10 protein-coding genes and 3 pseudogenes are annotated in these 21,035 nt (G+C 58.9%); 9 read left to right on the top strand and 4 right to left on the bottom strand.

All coding sequences use genetic code 11. The features are described from left to right. Nucleotides 1–99: 99 nt before the first annotated feature. Both ACYZUA_RS00245 and ACYZUA_RS00240 read right to left on the bottom strand, forming a co-directional pair. Nucleotides 100–699 (bottom strand): annotated as a pseudogene (locus tag ACYZUA_RS00245) (methyl-accepting chemotaxis protein); the annotation flags it as partial. 303 nt (nucleotides 700–1,002) lie between these two features. Further along, nucleotides 1,003–1,659: pseudogene (locus tag ACYZUA_RS00240) on the bottom strand (MCP four helix bundle domain-containing protein); the annotation flags it as partial. Nucleotides 1,660–2,000: 341 nt separating this feature from the next. On the opposite strand from ACYZUA_RS00240, the gene ACYZUA_RS00235 reads away from it, so the two are divergent. The 4 genes and pseudogenes from ACYZUA_RS00235 (at nucleotide 2,001) to ACYZUA_RS00220 (ending at nucleotide 4,568) form a co-directional block, all read left to right on the top strand. Further along, nucleotides 2,001–2,231, top strand: coding sequence for a hypothetical protein (locus tag ACYZUA_RS00235; RefSeq protein WP_282379813.1), 231 nt, complete (start codon nucleotides 2,001–2,003; stop codon nucleotides 2,229–2,231). Then, a complete protein-coding gene (locus tag ACYZUA_RS00230; RefSeq protein ID WP_129439108.1) occupies nucleotides 2,228–2,530 on the top strand; it encodes a cell division protein ZapA in 303 nt (100 codons plus the stop codon). The genes ACYZUA_RS00235 and ACYZUA_RS00230 overlap by 4 nt, the downstream gene beginning before the upstream one ends. A gap of 100 nt (nucleotides 2,531–2,630) precedes the next feature. After that, nucleotides 2,631–3,653: pseudogene (locus tag ACYZUA_RS00225) on the top strand (cache domain-containing protein); the annotation flags it as partial. Nucleotides 3,654–3,722: 69 nt separating this feature from the next. Beyond that, a complete protein-coding gene (locus tag ACYZUA_RS00220) occupies nucleotides 3,723–4,568 on the top strand; it encodes a methyl-accepting chemotaxis protein (protein WP_461964158.1) in 846 nt (281 codons plus the stop codon). 125 nt (nucleotides 4,569–4,693) lie between these two features. Here the strand turns inward: ACYZUA_RS00220 and ACYZUA_RS00215 are convergent, their stop codons facing one another. Together ACYZUA_RS00215 and putA are read right to left on the bottom strand one after the other, a co-directional pair. Continuing rightward, nucleotides 4,694–6,496, bottom strand: a complete 1,803-nt coding sequence (locus ACYZUA_RS00215) for an acyl-CoA dehydrogenase (protein WP_461961630.1) — start codon at nucleotides 6,494–6,496, stop codon at nucleotides 4,694–4,696. Between the two features lie 260 nt (nucleotides 6,497–6,756). Continuing rightward, nucleotides 6,757–10,710, bottom strand: a complete 3,954-nt coding sequence (gene putA, locus ACYZUA_RS00210) for a trifunctional transcriptional regulator/proline dehydrogenase/L-glutamate gamma-semialdehyde dehydrogenase (protein ID WP_461961629.1) — start codon at nucleotides 10,708–10,710, stop codon at nucleotides 6,757–6,759. A 461-nt stretch (nucleotides 10,711–11,171) separates the two neighbouring features. On the opposite strand from putA, the gene putP reads away from it, so the two are divergent. The 5 genes from putP (at nucleotide 11,172) to ACYZUA_RS00185 (ending at nucleotide 20,902) form a co-directional block, all read left to right on the top strand. Continuing rightward, nucleotides 11,172–12,656 carry a sodium/proline symporter PutP gene (gene putP / locus ACYZUA_RS00205; RefSeq protein ID WP_461961628.1) on the top strand — a complete coding sequence of 495 codons (1,485 nt, stop codon included), beginning with the start codon at nucleotides 11,172–11,174 and terminating at the stop codon, nucleotides 12,654–12,656. Between the two features lie 369 nt (nucleotides 12,657–13,025). Beyond that, a complete protein-coding gene (locus ACYZUA_RS00200; protein ID WP_461961627.1) occupies nucleotides 13,026–15,044 on the top strand; it encodes a type VI secretion system Vgr family protein in 2,019 nt (672 codons plus the stop codon). Next, nucleotides 15,034–15,771: a DUF4123 domain-containing protein gene (locus tag ACYZUA_RS00195; RefSeq protein WP_461961626.1), complete on the top strand. Its 738-nt coding sequence runs from the start codon at nucleotides 15,034–15,036 to the stop codon at nucleotides 15,769–15,771. Before ACYZUA_RS00200 ends, ACYZUA_RS00195 begins: the two co-directional genes overlap by 11 nt. Further along, nucleotides 15,771–20,552 (top strand): RHS repeat-associated core domain-containing protein, encoded by a 4,782-nt coding sequence (locus ACYZUA_RS00190; RefSeq protein WP_461961625.1) that lies wholly within the window; start codon nucleotides 15,771–15,773, stop codon nucleotides 20,550–20,552. The genes ACYZUA_RS00195 and ACYZUA_RS00190 overlap by 1 nt, the downstream gene beginning before the upstream one ends. After that, entirely contained in the window at nucleotides 20,549–20,902 is a 354-nt protein-coding gene (locus ACYZUA_RS00185) for a hypothetical protein (protein ID WP_461961624.1), read from the top strand. Before ACYZUA_RS00190 ends, ACYZUA_RS00185 begins: the two co-directional genes overlap by 4 nt. Nucleotides 20,903–21,035 lie beyond the last annotated feature (133 nt).

Here is a 21,035-nt window from a genome sequence, read left to right as displayed (position 1 = left end):
GAACTCAGGATTTGAAGAATCCCTGATCGGCTCCCTTTCCCCCTCTCCCCCGTGGGGAGAGGGCTGGGGTGAGGGGTGGCTCTTGAGACCATTGCAAATCTACAGGCTAAACCGCCCAACCATATTGTTCAGGTCCAGCGCCAACCGCGACAACTCATTGCTCGCAGCACTGGTCTGATTCGCCCCGGTCGCCGACTGCACCGACAGATCACGAATGTTCACCAGGTTGCGATCCACTTCGCGGGCAACCTGTGCCTGCTCCTCGGCAGCGCTGGCGATGACCAGGTTGCGTTCGTTGATTTCGACGATGGCGCTATTAATAGTGTCCAGCGACATGCCAGCACCACGAGCAATGTTCAACGTCGACTCGGCGCGCTCGGTGCTGTTGCGCATCGAATCCACCGCGTGCTCGGTACCGCTCTGGATGCTACCGATCATGCGTTCGATTTCGCTGGTCGACTGCTGGGTGCGATGCGCCAGGGCACGGACCTCGTCCGCCACAACGGCAAAACCACGACCGGCCTCACCGGCACGGGCCGCTTCGATGGCTGCGTTCAATGCCAGCAGGTTGGTCTGGTCAGCCAGACCGCGAATCACGTCCAGCACTTTGCCGATGTCACGGGATTCATTAGCCAGGTCTCCGATCAGGGTCGCGGTGCTTTGCACGTCGGCGCTCATACGTTCGATGGCGCTGACGGTTTCCTGCACCAGGTCACGACCATCACCGGCGGAGGTGGTGGCGTTTTTCGAGGCTTCAGACGTGCTGACCGCATTGCGCGCGACTTCTTCCACAGCGCTGGTCATTTCGTTGACCGCGGTGGCGGCCTGTTCGATTTCGTTGTTCTGCTGGGTCAGGCCGCGGGCGCTTTCGTCGGTGACACTGTTGAGCTCTTCAGCGGCGGACGCCAGTTGCGTGGCGGAGCCGGAAATCCGTTGCAGAGTGTCGCGCAGTTTGTCCTGCATCTTCGACATGGCCAGCAGCAGGCGGCCGGCTTCATCCTCACCGTCGACTGTGATCGGGCGAGTCAGGTTGCCTTCGGCAATTTCTTCGGCGGCGCTCAGGGCATTGGCGATTGGCTTGGTGATGCTGTTGGTCAGCAACCAGGCGAACAACAACGTCAGGCCGGTCGCGATCACCAGCAGCGTTACCACCAGATCGAACGCCGAGGAGTACTGGTCGGCAGCTCGCTGATTGGTGTCGAGGGTCTGCTGAGTGTTGATCTCCATCAGGCGGTTCAACACGGCATTGACCGCTTCGGAGTTGGTCAGCAAATCGGTGTTGAGCAGGGTGCGCAGCTCATCCACCTGATTGTTGCGCGACAGGGTCTTCATGCGGTCTTCGATCTGACGGTACTGGCCGAGCAACTGCACGTACTGGTCGTAGGCCGAACGTTCCTGCGGGCTGCTGATCAGTTTTTCGTATGTCGCCTGAGCGGCACGAATCTGCTGATTGCGGGTTTCCAGCAGGTCCATGGTCTTTTGTTGAACGTCCGGCTCGCGGTTCACCAGCAAACGGTAGGACAACACCCGCAGGCGCAGGGTGAGTTGCGTGAACTCGTCGAGGCTTTTGATGCTCGGCACGCTGGTTGAGGTGATGTCCTCGGCGGCGCCGCGAATCTTGCTCATCTGGTTCAAGGCAAATACCCCCAAAACCAGCATCAAACCGCCAATCAGGGCAAAACCGAGGAACGCCCGTGGCGCGATATTCATATTACGAAGGGACATGGTGTTTACCGAAATGAGCGCATCCGTGCGGCGCTGAGACTGACGTATGGATGACTTATCGGTCATACGACTAAAGTCTTGAGCCCCTGCGCGTTTTTGTCGCGCAAAGGCTCCGGCGACGAAGTGCAGGAACCAGATCCGCCAAACACAGTCTTTAAAGTTCGCGAGGAAGGTCGCCCGCCAGCAAAATCAAGGCCTTGCGCCCGAATAACCCTGGCGTCAGTGATGACTTTTCTTTATCGTACGCGCCCTTTGAAAATGCCCGGAAAATCAAAATGTTGGAAGCATCCCTAAGCCAATTGGAACAGCTGGTCAGCGACCTGGTGCAACAGAACCAGACCCTGCTCGGCACCCACCAAACCCTGAGCGCAGAACTGGCCCAGGCCAAGGATGAAAACGAAAGCCTGCAGCTGAGCCTGATGGAACAGGAAGAGAAACAAGGTGCCACCGCTGCACGCATTCAGGCCCTGGTTGAGCGCGTCAGCGCCGGCCCGGTCAGCGCATGAATCACGGCGCCGCAGGGGTAAAAGTCGTCTCGATCCTGGGGGAGGACTATTCGATCAAGGCGCCGGCCGGGGAAGAGCAAACCCTGCTGGACGCCGCGTTAATGCTGAAGGCTGCCCTGGCCGACACCAAAAAGAAGTACCCGACTCTGATCGGTGACCGCTTGCTGGTGCTGGCCGCGATGAATCTGTGCTCCCAGCAGATCGAAATGCAGAAACAGCACAAGCAGGAACTCGACCGTTACCAAGAGCAAGTCAGCGCCACGGTTGAAGTGATCTCCAAGACGATCAATCAGGCCTGATCGGCTTTGCGCACAACCAAAGAATAAATTGTCGTTTGAGTTGTATACAATCGGCACGGCTGTTGCAGCGTTTCAGCCTCTTATTCTTTGGGGGTGCTCCATGCAGTTCTGGCGACGCAGTATTCAATGGCAGTTGATCCTGAGCATGGGCACCGCCCTGCTGGTCAGTATTCTGATCGTGGTTGGCGTTTATACCCTCGTGGTCAACCGTCTCGCCGAGCGCTATCTGGTCGAGCAAGCGCTACCGTCGAGCATCGAAGCGATGCGCAACGACATCGAGCGAATACTCGTTCAACCCCTCACTGCCGCCAAGGACATCGCCAGCAATAGCATGGTGCGCGACTGGCTCGCCGGGGGTGAAAACAGCGCCCAGACCAACGCCTTCGTCACCTATCTGGAAGGCATCCGCGCCGAGCACAAAGCCTTTACCGCCATTATTGTCGGCGCCGCGTCCAACCATTACTTCACTGAAAAAGGCCTGGACCGGACCCTCAGTCGCTCCAATCCAAAGGACGCCTGGTTCTATGCTTTCCTCGACAGCAATCAGCCGCGCACCCTCAACATCGACAATGACACCGCCACCGGCGAATTGGCCCTGTTCATCGACTTCAAGGTCGAGCAGGCGGGTAAAGTTGTGGGCGTTGCCGGGCTCGGCCTGAGCATGAAAGAGTTGTCGGAGCTGATCCACAACTTCAACTTCGGTGAGCGCGGCAAGGTCTATCTCGTGCGTTCCGACGGTTTGATCCAGGTTCACCCCGAAGCGCAGTTCAGCGGCAAACGTACGTTGGCCGAACAAATTGGCACCCCAGCGGCGCAAGCCGTCATGGGCCAACAAGCTGCCACCCAAAGCAGCTTCGATCGCGATGGCGAAGATTTCCTGGCATTGAGCCTGCCGTTGCGGGATTTGGGCTGGACCTTGGTGGCCGAAGTGCCACAGTCGCAGATCTACGCCGAAGCCCGCCGCGCCATGTGGATGAGCAGCGGCATCGGCCTGGCGGTGGCGCTGGTTTGCCTGATGCTGGTGGTGTGGTTGGCCCGTGGATTGGTGCGACCGATTCGTCAGGTAACAGCGGCACTGGTAGCCATCGGTAGCGGTGGTGGAGATTTGACCCACAGGTTAGATTCCAGCCGCGCCGATGAACTGGGTGACCTGGCTCGCGGCTTCAATCGGTTCCTTGAAAGTCAGCGCGACATGATCGGTGAAGTGCTGACCACCAGCGAGCGATTACGCACGGCAGTCGGCCAGGTGGCGCGGGTGGTGGACAACACCGCAGAACGCTCCGGCCGGCAGCAGGAAATGACCGACATGGTTGCCACCGCCGTCCACGAAATGGGCCTGACCGTGCAGGAAATCGCCCAGAACGCCGGTAGCGCAGCCGTGGCTTCGCAAACTGCCCGCGATGAAGCGATGCAGGCGCGGGAAGTGGTGGGCGGGTCGATCCGGCATATTGAAAGTATGTCCGATGAAATCGGCCTCGCTGCCAGTGCGGTGGGCGAGTTGGCCCATCAGGTGGCGTCCATCGATCAGGTGTTGGCAGTGATTCGCGGGATTTCCGAGCAGACCAATTTGCTCGCGCTCAACGCGGCCATCGAAGCGGCGCGGGCCGGGGACATGGGGCGTGGGTTTGCGGTCGTGGCGGATGAAGTGCGGACGTTAGCGCGGCGGACGCAGTCGTCGACTGATGAGATTCAGCAGATGATTGGCAGCCTCAAGCAAGGCGCGGAGAACGCGGTGTCGTCGATGCATTCCGGGCAAGCGGCGACCGGCACGGGCGTCGAGTCGAGCCAACGCACCGGGGCGTCATTGACGGCGATCACCGGGCAGGTCGAGCGCATCAGCGACATGAACCATCAGGTGGCGGCGGCGACCGAAGAGCAGTCGGCGGTGACGGAAGAGATCAACCGGAACGTGCAGGGGATTTCTGATTTGGCGCGGGCGACGGCAGGGGAAGTCAGGGCTTGCCGTGAGGATTGTCAGACGTTGCAGCGGTTGGCGGATGATTTGGCGCGGCAGATGGGTAGCTTCAAACTGAGCTGAATAGGGTGGTGACTGGACTGACGCCATCGCGAGCAGGCTCGCTCCCACAGGGGATCTGTGAACACTTGACCCTGTGGGAGCGAGCCTGCTCGCGATCGGTTTTCGGAAGCGCTACAAGGCTTGGATCAGAACCACTCATCCTGCATCCCAAGACACACATCATCCCGAGCCTCAAGAATCGCCAATTCATGGTGGCAACCCGGCACTTCCCACGTCAGAAAATACCGCGCGGCCTGCAACTTGCCTTTATAGAAGCTCACATCCGCTACATTCCCTTTGGCCAATCCTTCCTCAGCGCGAATCGCCTGTTCCAGCCAGCGCCAGCCAATCACCGTGTGCCCGAACACTTTCAGGTACAGGGCCGAGTTCGCCAGGCTGCTATTAACCTTGCCTTGGCCCAAATCCGTCAGCAAACCAATGGTTACTACTTGCAGGCGCGCCACCAATTTCTCCAACGGCTCACGCAGCGCGGTCAACGATTCATACGCTTGAGCGCGCTCGGCGGTATCGGCAATCAGACGGATCAGTTGCTTGAGTCCCGCGCCGCCGTTCTGCGCCAGTTTGCGGCCCAGCAAATCCAGCGATTGAATGCCGTGAGTCCCTTCGTGGATTGGGTTCAGACGGTTGTCGCGGTAATACTGCTCCACCGGATATTCGCGGGTGTAGCCATGGCCGCCGAGTATCTGGATCGCCAGTTCGTTGGCCTTCAGGCAAAACTCCGACGGCCAGGATTTAACGATCGGTGTCAGCAAATCCAGCAGTTCGTGGGCCTGTTTGCGCTCGACTTCAGTCTCAAGGGTCGTGGTGTCGTCAAACAACCGTGCCGCATACAACCCTAAGTCGAACGAACCTTCGACGTAGGCTTTCTGGGTCAGCAACATGCGTTTGACGTCGGCGTGCTGAATGATCGCCACCGGCGCAGTGTTCGGATCCTTGCTGTCCGGCACGCGACCTTGCGGACGCTCGCGGGCGTACTCCAGGGAATACAGATAACCGGCGTAACCGAGCATCACCGCGCCCATGCCGACGCCGATCCGCGCCTCGTTCATCATCTGGAACATGTAGCTCAAGCCATGATGCGGCTTGCCTACGAGGTAGCCGACACACTCGCCGTTATCGCCGAAGTTCAGCGCGGTGGAGGTGGTGCCGCGCCAGCCCATCTTGTGGAACAGCCCGGCCAGCAACACGTCGTTGCGCTTGCCGAGACTGCCGTCATCGTTGACCAGAAACTTGGGCACGATGAACAGCGAAATCCCCTTCACCCCGGCCGGTGCGTCCGGCAATTTCGCCAGCACCATGTGCACGATGTTTTCCGACAACGGGTGATCGCCGCCGGAGATGAAGATTTTGTTGCCCTTCAGGCGATAGGTGCCGTCAGGCGAAGGCTCTGCGCGGGTACGAATATCCGATAGCGACGAGCCGGCATGCGGTTCGGTCAGCGCCATGGTGCCGAAGAAGCGACCGTCGATCATCGGTTGCAGGAAGCGCTGTTTCTGCTCCTCGGTGCCGAAACTTTCGATCAGGTTCGCCGCGCCCATGGTCAGGAACGGATAAGAGGTCGACGCCGCGTTGGCCGACTGAAAATGCGCAAAGCAGGCCTGGGACAACAGCGTAGGAAGTTGCATCCCGCCCGCGTCGAAACTGCGCGCAGCGTTGAGGAAACCGGCTTCAAGGAAGGCATCCACCGCCGGTTTCACTTCCGGAATCAGAATCGCCTGACCGTCCTCATAGCGCGGCTCATTCTCGTCACCCTTGCGATTGTGCGGAGCGAAGAACTTCTCGGCGATGTTGCGGGCGGTGCCGATGGCGGCGTCGAAGGTCTCGCGGTTGTGCTCGGCGAAACGCTCACGCTGAGTCAGGCCCTCGGCATCAAGGACTTCATACAGCTCGAAAGCCAGATTGCGGGAACTGAGCAACGTCTCGGACATGGCGGCCTACCTTTTTTTGGAATGGACCGAGTCTAGGCGTGGGGAGGGCGGGGTGAACAGGATGATTGATGAGCGTGATGGTAGATCAGAGCAGCGACTTACCAAACACCCCAAAACAACTGTGGGAGCGAGCCTGCTCGCGATAGCGGTGTGTCATCCGACACATGTATTGGATGACACACCGCTATCGCGAGCAGGCTCGCTCCCACAGGGATTTTGCAAACCAGGCACCCATTGCGGGCGCCCGGTCTTGTTGCGGTTTAGCCGATAGTCATCAAACTGGCGTTACCACCCGCCGCAGCGGTATTCACGCTCAACGCACGCTCGATCACCAGGCGTTCCAGCGCAATGTTGGTCTCGCCTTGCGACAAACCATGAACCCCGACAATCGCACCGGCACGCTTGGCCACTTGCTGGCAGGCCGCACGCAGCTGGTCGGAATGGCCGTGATGCAGAACCGCGTCAAACAGCACTTCGTCCTTGCTCCAGTCGGAAACCAGCTTGATCTTCGCCTGAATTTCCTTCGGTAGACGTGCGAACAATGTCTTGGTCAATTCACCTTCCGGCCAAACCGCCGAACCGCCGACGGCCAATACCGCCGCCAGTTGCGTCAGCAGATCGCCTTCGACTTCCGCGAGGCACAGCACATGTTCGCGCGGCAGGATGGCGTAGCTGTTGCGTTCGCCGGTCGGGCCCGCCAGAACACGGGTGATCCCGCTTTGCGATTGCGCCGCGAACTGCACGCACAGGGTGCTCAGGTCGGCAAACTTGTTGCTGTCAGCCCAGGCTTGCAGGGCCTTCAGCGGTTTGCTCATGGCATCACGCAGACGAACGTCCGGGGCAACGATGGCATCACCGCGAGCGAAGGATTGTTCGATTGCATCGGTAGGACGTGTCGACAGCAGACGGTACAGGTACAGCGGACCACCGGCTTTCGGGCCAGTACCCGACAGGCCTTCACCACCGAACGGCTGCACGCCGACCACAGCACCGACAATGTTGCGGTTCACGTAGACGTTACCGGCATTGACGTTGTCGATCACCTTGGCGATGGTCTCGTCGATGCGGGTGTGCACGCCCAACGTCAGGCCATAGCCGGAAGCGTTGATCTGACCGATCAGTTGATCGATGTCTTTGCGCTTGTAGCGAACCACGTGCAGCACCGGGCCGAAGATCTCCCGTTGCAGCTCGTCGAAGCTTTCCAGTTCGATCAGCGTCGGCATCACGAAGGTGCCGCGTTTGACTTCTTCGGTGTTGGCGATGGCGACCTGGTACACGCTGCGACCTTTGTCGCGCATGCCCTGGATGTGCTTCTCGATACCTGCTTTGGCTTCGGCGTCGATCACCGGGCCGATGTCTACGGACAGGCGCTCAGGGTTGCCGAGACGGCATTCAGCCATGGCACCTTTAAGCATTTCGATGACACGGTCAGCGGAATCTTCCTGCAGGCACAGCACTCGCAGTGCCGAGCAACGTTGACCGGCGCTGTCGAAGGCCGACGATACGACGTCGATCACAACTTGTTCGGTCAGTGCCGAAGAGTCGACGATCATCGCGTTCTGGCCGCCAGTTTCAGCGATCAGCGGAATCGGGCGACCTTGAGCATCCAGGCGACCGGCGACATTGCGTTGCAGCAAACGAGCGACTTCGGTGGAGCCGGTGAACATCACGCCTTTGACCCGATCGTCACCGACCAGACGCGCGCCAACGGTTTCGCCACGGCCCGGCAGCAATTGCAGCACGCCTTCCGGAATCCCGGCTTCGAGCAGCAAACGCACGGCTTGAGCGGCTACCAGCGGGGTTTGTTCCGCAGGTTTGGCCAAAACAGGGTTACCCGCGGCCAAAGCAGCAGCGACCTGACCACTGAAGATTGCCAGCGGGAAGTTCCATGGGCTGATGCACACCACCGGACCCAATGGGCGGTGGGCGTCGTTGGTGAAATCGTTGCGCGCCTGCACTGCGTAATAACGCAGGAAGTCCACGGCTTCACGCACTTCGGCGATGGCGTTGGCGAAGGTCTTGCCGGCTTCGCGAGCCAGCAGGCCCATCAGCGGCTGGATCTCGCCTTCCATCAAATCGGCGGCACGTTCCAGAATCGCGGCACGTTCGGCGGGCGGAGTGGCCTGCCAGATCGGCGCAGCGTTCAGGGCACACTGGATCGCGTTATCGACGTCTTCGACGGTCGCTTCCTGTACGTGGCCAACCACATCACGCAGATCGGACGGGTTCAGAACCGGTGCAGGCGTTTCGCTGCTGGAGGCGCAACCGAGCATCGGCGCAGCTTTCCAGTGGTTGTGAGCGGTTGCCAGCAAAGCACAAGACAGCGAAGCCAGACGATGTTCGTTGGCCATGTCGATGCCGCTGGAGTTGGCGCGCTCGGCACCATAAAGATCACGCGGCAGCGGAATACGCGGGTGCGGCAGGCCGAAGCCGCCTTCCAGCGTCGCCATCTGCTCGATGCTGGCCACTGGATCGGCCACCAGCTCCTGAATCGAAATAGATTGGTCGGCGATGCGGTTGACGAACGAGGTGTTCGCACCGTTTTCCAGCAGACGACGGACCAGGTACGCCAACAGCGTTTCGTGAGTGCCGACTGGTGCGTACACGCGGCACGGACGGTTCAGCTTGCCTTCGGAAACTTTACCTACAACCTGTTCGTACAGCGGTTCGCCCATGCCGTGCAGGCATTGGAACTCGTACTGGCCGGGGTAATAGTTCTGACCAGCGATGTGGTAAATCGCCGACAGGGTGTGGGCGTTGTGCGTGGCGAACTGCGGGTAGATGACTTCCGGTACCGACAGCAGTTTGCGGGCGCAGGCGATGTAGGAAACGTCGGTGTACACCTTGCGGGTATAGACCGGATAGCCTTCCAGGCCTTCGACCTGGGCGCGTTTGATTTCGCTGTCCCAGTACGCGCCTTTCACCAGACGGATCATCAGGCGATGACGGCTGCGGCGAGCCAGGTCGATCACGTAGTCGATCACGTACGGGCAACGCTTTTGATAAGCCTGGATCACGAAGCCGATGCCGTTCCAGCCGGTCAGTTGCGGCTCGAAGCACAGGCGCTCCAGCAGATCCAGCGACAGCTCGAGGCGGTCGGCTTCTTCGGCGTCGATGTTCAGGCCGATGTCGTATTGCTTGGCGAGCAAGGTCAGCGACAGCAGACGCGGGTACAGCTCGTCCATTACGCGTTCGTACTGGGCACGGCTGTAACGCGGGTGCAGTGCCGACAGCTTGATCGAAATGCCCGGGCCTTCATAAATCCCACGACCGTGAGAGGCTTTGCCGATCGAGTGGATGGCTTGTTCGTACGAGGCCAGGTACTTCTGCGCGTCGTGCTCGGTGAGTGCAGCTTCACCCAGCATGTCGTAGGAATAGCGGAAGCCCTTGGCTTCGAACTTGCTGGCGTTGGCCAGGGCTTCGGCGATGGTTTCGCCGGTCACGAACTGCTCGCCCATCAGGCGCATGGCCATGTCGACGCCCTTGCGGATCATCGGCTCGCCGCTCTTGCCGATGATGCGGCTCAAGGACGACGTCAGGCCTGCTTCGTTGTGGGTGGCGACCAGTTTGCCGGTCAGCAGCAAGCCCCAAGTGGCGGCGTTGACGAACAGCGACGGGCTGTTGCCCAGGTGCGGGTGCCAGTTGCCGGTGCTGATTTTGTCGCGAATCAGTGCGTCGCGCGTGCCTTTGTCCGGAATACGCAGCAGCGCTTCGGCCAGGCACATCAGCGCCACGCCTTCCTGGGACGACAGGGAAAATTCCTGCAACAGGCCCTGAACAATTCCGGCACGGCCGCCGGCGCTCTTCTGATTGCGCAGTTTTTCGGCAATCGAGGCGGCGAGCTTGTTGGTGGCTTCGGCCATGGCGACCGGCAGGCGAGCCTGCTCGATCAGCATCGGTACCACTTCCGGCTCAGGGCGACGGTAAGCGGCAGTGATCGAGGCGCGCAGCACCGATTGCGGCAGGATGCTTTCAGCGAACTCCAGGAAGCACTGGTGTGCGTGCTCGGCGTGAACCTCGCCAGCGTCGTCAGCGTCTTTGCTGATCAAACCGCTCAGCTCGGTCAGGGTTGCACCACCCTCGAGTTTTTCCAGGTAATTGAAAATTGCCTGCTTGATCAGCCAGTGCGGCGTGCGATCAATCGAGGTCGCGGCAGCCTTGAGGCGCTCGCGGGTCGGGTCGTCAAGTTTGACCCCAAGGGTGGTGGTCGCCATATTTTTATCCTCATGTTTGCCACGACCGCGTGGCATCAGCTGGCGGCAAGATTAGCCGTGCAACCGTCGAGGTGCAACCGGGTGCAACCCTTTTTTTGTCGGAATAATACGCAGCTCGTCAGGAAATAAATTCCGGTACCAACGTACCGCTCCTGCTTGGTGCTTTTGCTTCTAGTAAAGCGTCAGGTCTGCGCTAAAAGGGAGCAAAAACAGGTGATTTTCCGATAAATCCGACTAGGTGCAACTTATTCTCACGAAACTGGTTGCACCTTATTTGCTTTGTTGAATAGCATTCGCGCCCAAGGTGCAACCGGTCATAAAAGACAGGTGCACCGGCTGATGGCTTTCCTGGGGAAACATCAGTCATAAATGCGCGGGCCCCGAAATCGTCTGAACAAACGTTGTTTGTCGGCGGTTTCACACTCTGCCGCTACATAAAAACAAAGCCAGGGCATCACTCAATGAGCGTAAGCAATCCAACACTGATCACGTTCGTGATCTACATCGCAGCAATGGTGCTGATCGGCTTCATGGCCTATCGCTCCACCAACAACCTTTCTGATTACATTCTGGGCGGTCGCAGCCTGGGCAGCGTCGTGACTGCATTGTCCGCCGGTGCTTCCGACATGAGCGGCTGGTTGCTGATGGGCCTGCCGGGCGCTATCTACATGTCCGGTCTGTCCGAAAGCTGGATCGCCATCGGCCTGATCGTCGGTGCTTATCTGAACTGGCTGTTCGTCGCCGGCCGTCTGCGTGTGCAGACCGAGCACAACGGCGATGCGCTGACCCTGCCGGATTATTTCTCCAGCCGTTTCGAAGACAAAAGCGGCCTGCTGCGGATTATCTCCGCGGTCGTGATCCTGGTGTTCTTCACCATCTACTGCGCATCCGGCATCGTCGCCGGCGCCCGTCTGTTCGAAAGCACCTTCGGCATGTCCTACGAGACTGCACTGTGGGCCGGCGCTGCGGCGACGATTGCCTACACCTTCGTCGGCGGTTTCCTGGCAGTGAGCTGGACAGACACCGTACAAGCTACGCTGATGATCTTCGCCCTGCTGCTGACGCCGATCATCGTGCTGCTGGCTACCGGCGGCGTCGACACCACGTTCCTGGCCATCGAAGCGCAAGACGCCAGCAACTTCGACATGCTGAAAAACACCACCTTCATCGGCATCATCTCGCTGATGGGCTGGGGCCTGGGCTACTTCGGCCAGCCGCACATCCTGGCGCGTTTCATGGCCGCGGATTCGGTCAAGTCGATTGCTAACGCTCGCCGTATCTCCATGACCTGGATGATCCTGTGCCTGGGCGGCACCGTCGCTGTAGGTTTCTTCGGTATCGCTTACTTCTCGGCGCACCCTGAACTGGCCGGTCCTGTGACCGAAAACCACGAGCGTGTGTTCATCGAGCTGGCGAAAATCCTGTTTAACCCATGGATTGCCGGTGTACTGCTGTCGGCCATTCTGGCTGCCGTCATGAGTACTCTGAGCTGCCAGCTGCTGGTGTGCTCGAGCGCCCTGACAGAAGACTTCTACAAAACCTTCCTGCGTAAAACCGCTTCCCAGCTGGAACTGGTCTGGGTCGGTCGTGCCATGGTGCTGCTGGTTGCCCTGATCGCTATCGCGCTGGCCGCTAACCCGGAAAACCGCGTACTGGGTCTGGTCAGCTACGCCTGGGCTGGTTTCGGTGCCGCTTTCGGTCCGGTTGTCCTGATCTCCGTGATCTGGAAAGACATGACCCGCGACGGCGCACTGGCCGGCATCCTGGTCGGCGCGATCACCGTGATCGTCTGGAAACACTTCGAACTGCTGGGCCTGTACGAAATCATCCCTGGTTTCATCTTCGCCAGCCTGGCGATCTACATCGTCAGCAAACTGGGCGAGCCTACAAAAGGCATGCTTCAGCGTTTCGCCGCTGCCGAGGCAGATTTCCGCCTGAACAAGTGATGGGGATGAGCTGATGCTCTGACCTTTCGCCGAACATGAAAACGGCCCGCTTCCTTTTGGAGGCGGGCCGTTTTTTTTGGTTTCCCGGTTGGGGATATTGGGTCGCAGATCCCTTGTGGGAGCGAGCCTGCTCGCGATAGCTATTTGACAGCCAACGTCCAGTTTGAATCTACCGACGCCATCGCGAGCAGGCTCGCTCCCACAGGAGGTCGGCGGTGCGTCTGAAGGTAATGTCTGTAGTCCGCTATTCCGATTTTTGAAGGGGGAATCTCTAAAAAATCAGGACAAATCTGATTTCCTTGTCCCTCCATCAACACCCCATGTCGCTCATGCAGAATCGCCCGCCTTCATTCTGTAGAGACACATCGGATGTTCGCTCCTGCCAATCAACCGCGTTTCACGTTGACGATCGACGGCGTCCAGAATGAGCTCAAGGTGCTTGAGTTCACGGGCAAGGAAGCCATCAGTCAGCCCTACCGTTTTGACCTGGAACTGGTCAGCGAACGGCCCGACATCGAACTCGAAAGCCTGCTGCATCGTCAGGCGTTTCTGAGTTTTGATGCGCAGGGTTCCGGCATTCATGGTCAGATATTTCGCGTCGGCCAAAGCGATTCCGGACAACGCCTGACGGGCTACCAAATCAGTCTCGTGCCGCGTCTGGCGTATCTCGGCCAGCGCATCAATCAGCGGATTTTCCAGCATAAAAGCGTGCCGACGATCATCACGCAGGTCCTCAAGGACCATGGCATACAGCGCGATGCCTTCGAGTTTCGGCTCGGCAGCGACTACTCCCCTCGTGAGTACTGCGTGCAATACGCCGAAAGCGATCTGGCATTCATTCAGCGGCTGTGTGCCGAAATCGGCATTCATTACCACTTCCAGCACAGCCCCGACGGGCACCTGCTGGTGTTCGGCGATGACCAAACGGTTTTCCCTCGCCTGCCCGAGCCGACGCTATACCTGCCGGGCAGCGGAATGGCGGCGGATGCGCCAGCCATCAAACGTTTCAACGTGCGCCTGGAAACCCGGACGACAGCGGTAACCCGTCGCGACTACGACTTCAAAAAACCTCGCCTGCAACTTGAAAGCCACCTCGACAGTGAGCTGCGACCGGTGCTCGAGGATTACCACTTCCCGGGCCAATTCACCGACCGCGAACACGGCAAGCATCTGGCCCAACGAGCACTCGAACGCCACAACGCCGACTTCCGTCAGGCCGAAGGTCGTGGCGACGAATCGGCTTTGGTCAGCGGGCATTTCCTACACCTGGCCGAGCATCCGCGTCAGGCATGGAATGACCTGTGGTTGATCACCGAAATCGAACACCGTGGCCGCCAGCCGCAAGTGCTGGAAGAGGCGGTTGCCAGCGACGGCCAGGATGATTTCCAGGGCTATCGCAATACCTTTCTGGCAACACCGTGGGACGTTTCGTTTCGTCCACCGCGGGGGCCGGAAAAACCACGCATGCTCGGCTATCAACCCGCCGTGGTCACTGGCCCGACCGACAGTGAAATCCATTGCGACGAGTTCGGTCGGGTCAAGGTTCAGCTCGCCTGGGACCGTGACGGTCAGCTCGATGAACACTCCAGTTGCTGGCTGCGCGTCGCCACCGGCTGGGCACACGACCGCTATGGCAGCGTGATGATCCCGCGAGTCGGCATGGAAGTGCTGGTGGGATTCGTCGACGCCGATGCCGATAAACCACTGGTGATGGGTTGCCTGCCAAACGCTGCAACCCCAGTACCGCTCGATCTGCCCGCCGACAAAACCCGCAGCATTTTCCGCAGCCAGAGCAGTCCCGGTGGCGGCGGTTACAACGAATTGCGCATCGAGGATCGCAAAGGCGCCGAGGAAATCTACCTGCGAGCCCAGCGAAACTGGACTCAGCACGTGCTGAATGATCAACAGGTGCAGGTCGATAACGCCCGCAGCATCGTCGTCACCGGCACCGCTCGCCATGAGTTGAAGGCTGACGAGCAACGCATCACCCATGGCCAGCGCCACACCGAAGTGAAACTGGATGATCATCTGGTGGTGGTCGGTGATCGACACATCCGCGTGACCAGTCAGGCGCTGAATGCCAGTCAGCAATTCCACGTCAGCGCCGGTCAGCAAGTGGTGATCGACGGCGGGGCCAGCGCGACGATTCAGGCGGGCGGACAGTGGATCAACATCGGTCCCGGCGGGATCTTCAGCAGCGTGCCAATTCAGGTCGGGGGCGCGTTGATGCCGGCCATGGCGGCTGCACCGTCCTTGCCGGATACGCCGTTGAAACTCGCTGCCGCCCCGGCAGTGCTGCTGAGTGCCGCACAGATTCTGAGCCTGAAAAGCGACGCGCCGTTCTGTGAGGAATGTGAGCACTGCAAGGACGGTGTCTGTGCAGCCTGAAGCCTTGTCACCCCACGACTGGTTGGATCGCCAACCGCTCAAACCTTCCGAGCAGTTGTTCGCGGTTTTCAGCAATGCGAGCGCCGCTGAACCGTTCAAAGCTTGGCAGGGTTCGATCACGGCTCAAGCACCCAGTCCGATCTGGGCCGGCACCGCGTACGCCGAGTGGGATCCGGTAATGCCCTATGTCGGAATCGTCGCTGCGGGCAGTGAGTTTTTGCAGTGGGTCGCCAATACCGAGTCTCGCGACTGGGGTTGGCTGGCGGTTTCTTCTGCTCCTCAGGAGGTGTTGGTCGAGCATCTTCGCAGCCTCACTCAAGTCCTTTTGCCCAACGGCAATGTGGTGTTTTTCCGCTTCTGGGACGGGCGTTATTTGCTGCCGATTCTTCGGTCGACCGAGGTCAACGCTAGGCAGCTGATGCCGGTAATCGGGCGCTGTTTGATCAATGGCCAATCGGTCGAAATCGGTGGACAAGCGCTGAGCAGTTCCCGGGTTTTTCCGTGGTGGGAAGTTTCCGAATCACTGCTCAAACACCTCGGTACCGAGTTCGCAACCACCCGCATCAGCAACTTGCTGAAGTGGCTGAGCGAGGAACGCCCTGATCTTTTTGAGGCGTTTTCCGACAGCGTTTTGCGCCACAAGGTCGCGATCTTTCTTGAGACACCAGACCTGCCTCAAGCACCCAAAACAGCCTTGGTGGCATACCTCATGGCGGAGCTGAACTGATGGATCAGATCGTACGTATCGAGCAGGAGCTCGACGGTTTCAAAGACACCCTCTCCCTCTACCGAGAACAGCTCAAGCACTGGTTCAGCCAAGCGGCGGACACGGCCAGCCGCGCCGCTGATCTGCCTTCGTTGATGGGCATGGAGCGGATCATCAAGTTCGGCGATGCCAGCACTGCGGTGGGGAGTAGCGACAACAACTTCTTCTCCACCGTCGTGCAGTGCCCGAAGGGTGGAGAGTTAGAGATCGAGAGCAAGTTCGAATCGGTTTATGACATTCCCGTCGGGAACATTCAGGTCGATGTGATTGCCCGTGAGGGCGGGGAGGTGACGCCAGTCACGCTCAACAAAAACGGCAAGGGAATATTCAAAGGGGAAGAGGGCAAGTTCTACCGCATTCACGTCCATAACGAAGTAACTCCGCAGCAAGTTGAAGATCTTTTTTCTTCCTACGATGGCCTGACGAATGAGCTCGAAAACTGGCTGCAAGATGAATGGAAGACATTCAAGCCGAAGTGGTCGGAATCGTCTTCGGTTGCTGCAGGCAATGGAATACTCGCGGGAAGCTGGGCGGCGATCGAGGGCGTGTGGGACGGCATCGGCTTGCTTTCGGACATTCTCAAGGATCCGGCGAAGTTTTCAGAACGGCTGGGCGAAAGCGTCGTCGAGCTTGAGAAACTCGCGAAAACAGCTCCGGATGTCATGGAAAAAGCCCAACTGCTGGCCGGTGACGAAGCGGCGCTGTGCCTACTGTTACGCACCGCCAGCCTCTGGTTGGACATGCTGCCGCCCGGCGAGATCGCCGGTAAAACTGCCGAGGCCGTGTCGACGGTAGTAGTGCAGTTGCTCATCGACATTCTGATCGGGGTTGTCCTGACTTTCGCCGGTGCAGGTGCGGGCATTGCCTACCTGGGTATGCGCCTTGCGAACTATGGCGCGCGGATCATTGATGCTGTTCTGGGCTTCGTCAAAGCGATTTTCAGCATCATCAACAGCTTCACTGCCTACGTCGACCGCTACAAAAAAGTCGCCGCGAGGGGCATCGCGGCCGGTCTGAAAAAAGGCCGGATGCAGCTGCGTTGGGATGCCAAGCGCAACACCACGCTCAAGCAAACCGAACACCACGACAACGTCCCGGACCAGGCGAAAAACCCCAACGGCGACAGCGCCGATTCCGTTGATAAAACCGCCACCAACAAATGCCCGGTGTCGATGGTCACCGGCGAAGAACTGCTGACCCTCACTGACGGTTCGCTGGACGGAGTCCTGCCGTTCGAGTTCACCCGGCTCTATCGCACCAGTGCCGCCGAGATCGATGACGGCCTCGGCTTCGGCTGGAGTCACAGCCTCTCCCATCGACTGGAAATCGATGGCGAGACCGTCATCTGGATCGACCACGAAAACCGCCGCACCACTTTTCCGCTGCCAAACAGTGAACGCCCTGCGATCCACAACAGCCTCTCGCGGGCGGCGATTTATCTTGGCGATGAACCCGAAGAACTGATCCTCGCGCAAGCTGGCGACGACGCGCGGTTCTATCACTTTCATAACGGTCGGCTGACGACCATCAGCGACGCTTACGACAACCGCCTGCGCATCACCCGCGACCGGCAAGACCGCATCAACCGCCTCGACAATGGCGCCGGCCGTGCCTTGCGATTGCGCTATGACCGCAGCCATTTGGTCGCTGTCGACTATCAGATTTTTGTCCCGGCCCAGACCCTCGACGAGGCTTGGCACACCGAGCAGACACTGGTCAGTTACAGCTACGACGAACGCGATCAACTGATCGAAGCCACCAACGCTGCCGGCGAAAGCGAACGCTACGACTACGACGATCAGCACGTCATCCTGCAGCGGCAATTGACCGGTGGGGCGAGTTTCTTCTGGGAGTGGGAAAGGTCCGGCAAGGCGGCCCGATGTGTCCGCCATTGGGCGTCGTTTTCGCAGATGGACACGCGTTACGTCTGGGATGACGAGGGCAGTGTCACCGTCCAGAACATCGATGGCAGCGAAGAGGTTTACGTCCATGACGACCGGGCGCGACTGGTACGCAAGGTCGAGCTGGACGGTGGCGAGCACCTCAAGGCCTACGACGACAACGGTCGGTTGCTTGCCGAACAGGATCCGCTCGGCGTCGTCACCGAATACCGTTACGACGAGGTCGGACGGCTTATCGCGCTGATTCCGCCAGAAGACGAACCAACGGCCTACGAGTATCGCAACGGTTTCCTGCACGCGCGCTATCGCGGTAAAGCGGTGTGGAAATATCAGCGCAATGCGCAAGGCGACATCACCGAAGCGACCGACCCCGACGGCCAGGTCAGCCACTATCACTACGACGACAAAGGTCAGCTGCTGTCGATCCGTTACCCGGACACCAGTCGGCATGTGTTCGTCTGGAACGCCTTGGGGCAACTGCTCGAAGAGACCTTGCCGGACGGCGGTCAGCGGCGGTTTTCCTACGATGCGTTGGGGCGGCAGATTACCCGTCAGGATGAACACGGTGCCGTTACCCAGTACCACTGGGATGCCGTTGGCCGACTGATCCAGACGACGCTGCCTACCGGCGCCAGCCGCGCCTTCAGCTACAACGCCTACGGCAAGATCACCGCCGAACGCGATGAACTGGGCCGCGTCACCCGCTACGAATACGTCGACGATCTGCACTTGGTCAGCCGCCGCATCAATCCCGACGGCACCCAGCTGAAGTACCGCTACGACAACGCGCAGCTGTTGCTCACGGAAATCGAAAACGAATCCGGCGAAACATATCGCCTGGACTACACGGCCAATGGCCTGATCCGACAGGAAACCGGATTCGACGGCCAACGCACGGCGTACGCCTACGACCTCAACGGCCAGTTGCTGGAGAAAACCGAGTTCGGTGATGACGGCTCGCGGTTGGTAACGACGTATGAGCGGGACTCGGCCGGACGGTTGCTGGTCAAAACCCTGCCCGACGGCATCAAGGTTGAATACCACTACGACAGCCTCGGCCGGTTGGTCAGCGTCGATGACGGCCACGACCATCCGCTGGAATTTGAGTACGACCAGCAGGACCGCCTGATCACCGAGCATCAGGGCTGGGGCACGCTGCGTTATGGCTACGACGCCTGCGGTCAGCTGAATCGCCTGCGCCTGCCGGACGGCAGCAAACTCGATTACCACCACGCCAAGGGCGGCGCGCTGACGGCCATCGACCTCAACGGCGCGCGACTCACCACCCACCAATTCGCCTTCGGCCGCGAACAGCAACGCCAGCAGGGGCAACTGCTCAGCGAATATGCCTACGACGATCAGGGCCGATTGAAGGCCCACGCTGTCAGTCAACAGCATCAAACACTGTATCGCCGCGACTATGCCTACAGCGCCAACGGCAACCTCGACAGCATCGCCGACACCCGTCACGGCCAACGCAGCTATCAATACGACCCGCTCAATCGCCTGACCCGCGTCCGCCACACCCGCGACGACCCACCGGAAAGCTTCGCCCACGACCCCGCCGGCAACCTGCTGATGCAGGACCGCCCCGGCGCCACGACCGTCAAAGGCAACCGCCTACTGATGCAAGGCGACCGCCATTACGACTACGACGCCTTCGGCAACCTCATCCGCGAGCGTCGCGGCACCGCGCAAAAACTCGTCACCGAATACCGCTACGACGGCCAGCACCGCTTGGTCGGCGTCACAACCCCGGACGGCCGTAGCGCCAGCTACCGCTACGACGCCTTCGGCCGCCGCATCAGCAAAACCGTCGACGGCAACACCACCGAGTTCTTCTGGCAAGGTGACCACCTCATCGCCGAAAGCAGCCGCGAGCATTACCGCAGTTACGTCTATGAGCCGGGCAGCTTCCGCCCACTGGCCATGCTCGACGGCAAAGGCCCGCGAAAGGCTTGCCCGTTTTACTACCAGCTCGATCATTTGGGTACGCCGCAGGAACTGACTGATTTTGGTGGCGAGATTGTCTGGTCGGCGAAGTACAACGCCTACGGCAAAGTCACTCACCTGACGTTCGGTGGCGGCGAGCAACTTGAGCAACCGCTGCGGTTTCAGGGGCAATACTTCGATGCTGAGAGCGGTCTGCATTACAACCGCTATCGGTACTATGATCCGGAGGTTGGACGGTATCTGACGCCGGACCCGATCAAGTTGGCGGGTGGGCTGAACCAGTATCAGTACACACCGAATCCGACGGGGTGGGTTGATCCGTTGGGGTTGAGCGGGAATTGCCCGCCGCCGAATAAGCTTGGGTGTAAGGCGCCGGATGATACTTCTGGCGCTAAGGTTGATGAGGGTGAACCGCCGCTGCCGAAGCTGACGGGTGAGCAGCGGAGGGTGCGGATTGATGAGTTGGCTGAGGCGAATGCATATCGACGTTTAGATGAGATGGAGAGGGCCACTCCAGGTGCTCATTTTCTAGAAAAGCATGGGAAGCAGACTAGCTTGAACTCTCAACGTGAGCGGGCAATGACGGGAAGGAACCCTACAACCGGAGTAATTGAAAGGTACACATCAGGAAGGAAGGCAGGTCAGCCAAAAATTCCTAGCGCAGCAACACGTTTTATAAGCTATAGGGATCAACTGAACGCTATTCACCGAGCTCAGCTAATATTCAGAACAAATGGGCATGCAGCGTCGAAAGAGCCAATGAATATGGGTAAGCAAATTGGTGAAGGATATAAACGTGGTGGTTTAGTGTACGGCAAGCAGAAAAATGCAGTCGCCATACTAGATAATACTGGTGCTCCGATAACAACTTATGCGGATTTTGAATGAAACGTCTTCCTAAGCTTTCGATTTTGCGAGGTCTACTTTTTTTATTCGATATTGACAATGTTGATAGTGATGAAAGAGAGAGGATCATAGTTTCTAAAAATGTCAATGATGAGGTCGAGCTTGCAGAGTTGTTCGATATACTTATGAAGCCGGAGTTTGCCTCTTATAGTGACAGTGATCGCCAATGGTATATCGATACATTGATTCACTATTTGGAGGTGGATGAAAATTTTGACTCTGTTTTTGACAAAATAACAACCTATTTTGATGATGAGGTTGAGGATCGACGTAGGTTTATGAGAGTTCTTTTGGAATGTTTGCTGAGATATCAGGTTGATGAGAATAAATAGATCTGTCCAATTTTCTGCGGCAGAGGAGCCAGTCACTACACTGATAGAAATGAAAGATGACGGATTTTCATGCGCGCTTTATGGGTGTTTGGATGGGGGTGTTTCGATCTTTTGTGGATTTTTCGGATCAGGA

The organism is Pseudomonas sp. LS2P72, from assembly GCF_054897865.1.
The sequence above is the reverse complement of the archived record's forward strand: the minus strand, read 5'-3'. Positions and strand labels throughout refer to the sequence as shown.

Coding starts and splice junctions, on each gene's coding strand:
- ACYZUA_RS00235 (WP_282379813.1), top strand. CDS start 2,001: ATGTTGGAAGCATCCCTAAGCCAATTGGAACAGCTGGTCAGCGACCTG.
- ACYZUA_RS00230 (WP_129439108.1), top strand. CDS start 2,228: ATGAATCACGGCGCCGCAGGGGTAAAAGTCGTCTCGATCCTGGGGGAG.
- ACYZUA_RS00220 (WP_461964158.1), top strand. CDS start 3,723: ATGATCGGTGAAGTGCTGACCACCAGCGAGCGATTACGCACGGCAGTC.
- ACYZUA_RS00215 (WP_461961630.1), bottom strand. CDS start 6,496: ATGTCCGAGACGTTGCTCAGTTCCCGCAATCTGGCTTTCGAGCTGTAT.
- putA (WP_461961629.1), bottom strand. CDS start 10,710: ATGGCGACCACCACCCTTGGGGTCAAACTTGACGACCCGACCCGCGAG.
- putP (WP_461961628.1), top strand. CDS start 11,172: ATGAGCGTAAGCAATCCAACACTGATCACGTTCGTGATCTACATCGCA.
- ACYZUA_RS00200 (WP_461961627.1), top strand. CDS start 13,026: ATGTTCGCTCCTGCCAATCAACCGCGTTTCACGTTGACGATCGACGGC.
- ACYZUA_RS00190 (WP_461961625.1), top strand. CDS start 15,771: ATGGATCAGATCGTACGTATCGAGCAGGAGCTCGACGGTTTCAAAGAC.
- ACYZUA_RS00185 (WP_461961624.1), top strand. CDS start 20,549: ATGAAACGTCTTCCTAAGCTTTCGATTTTGCGAGGTCTACTTTTTTTA.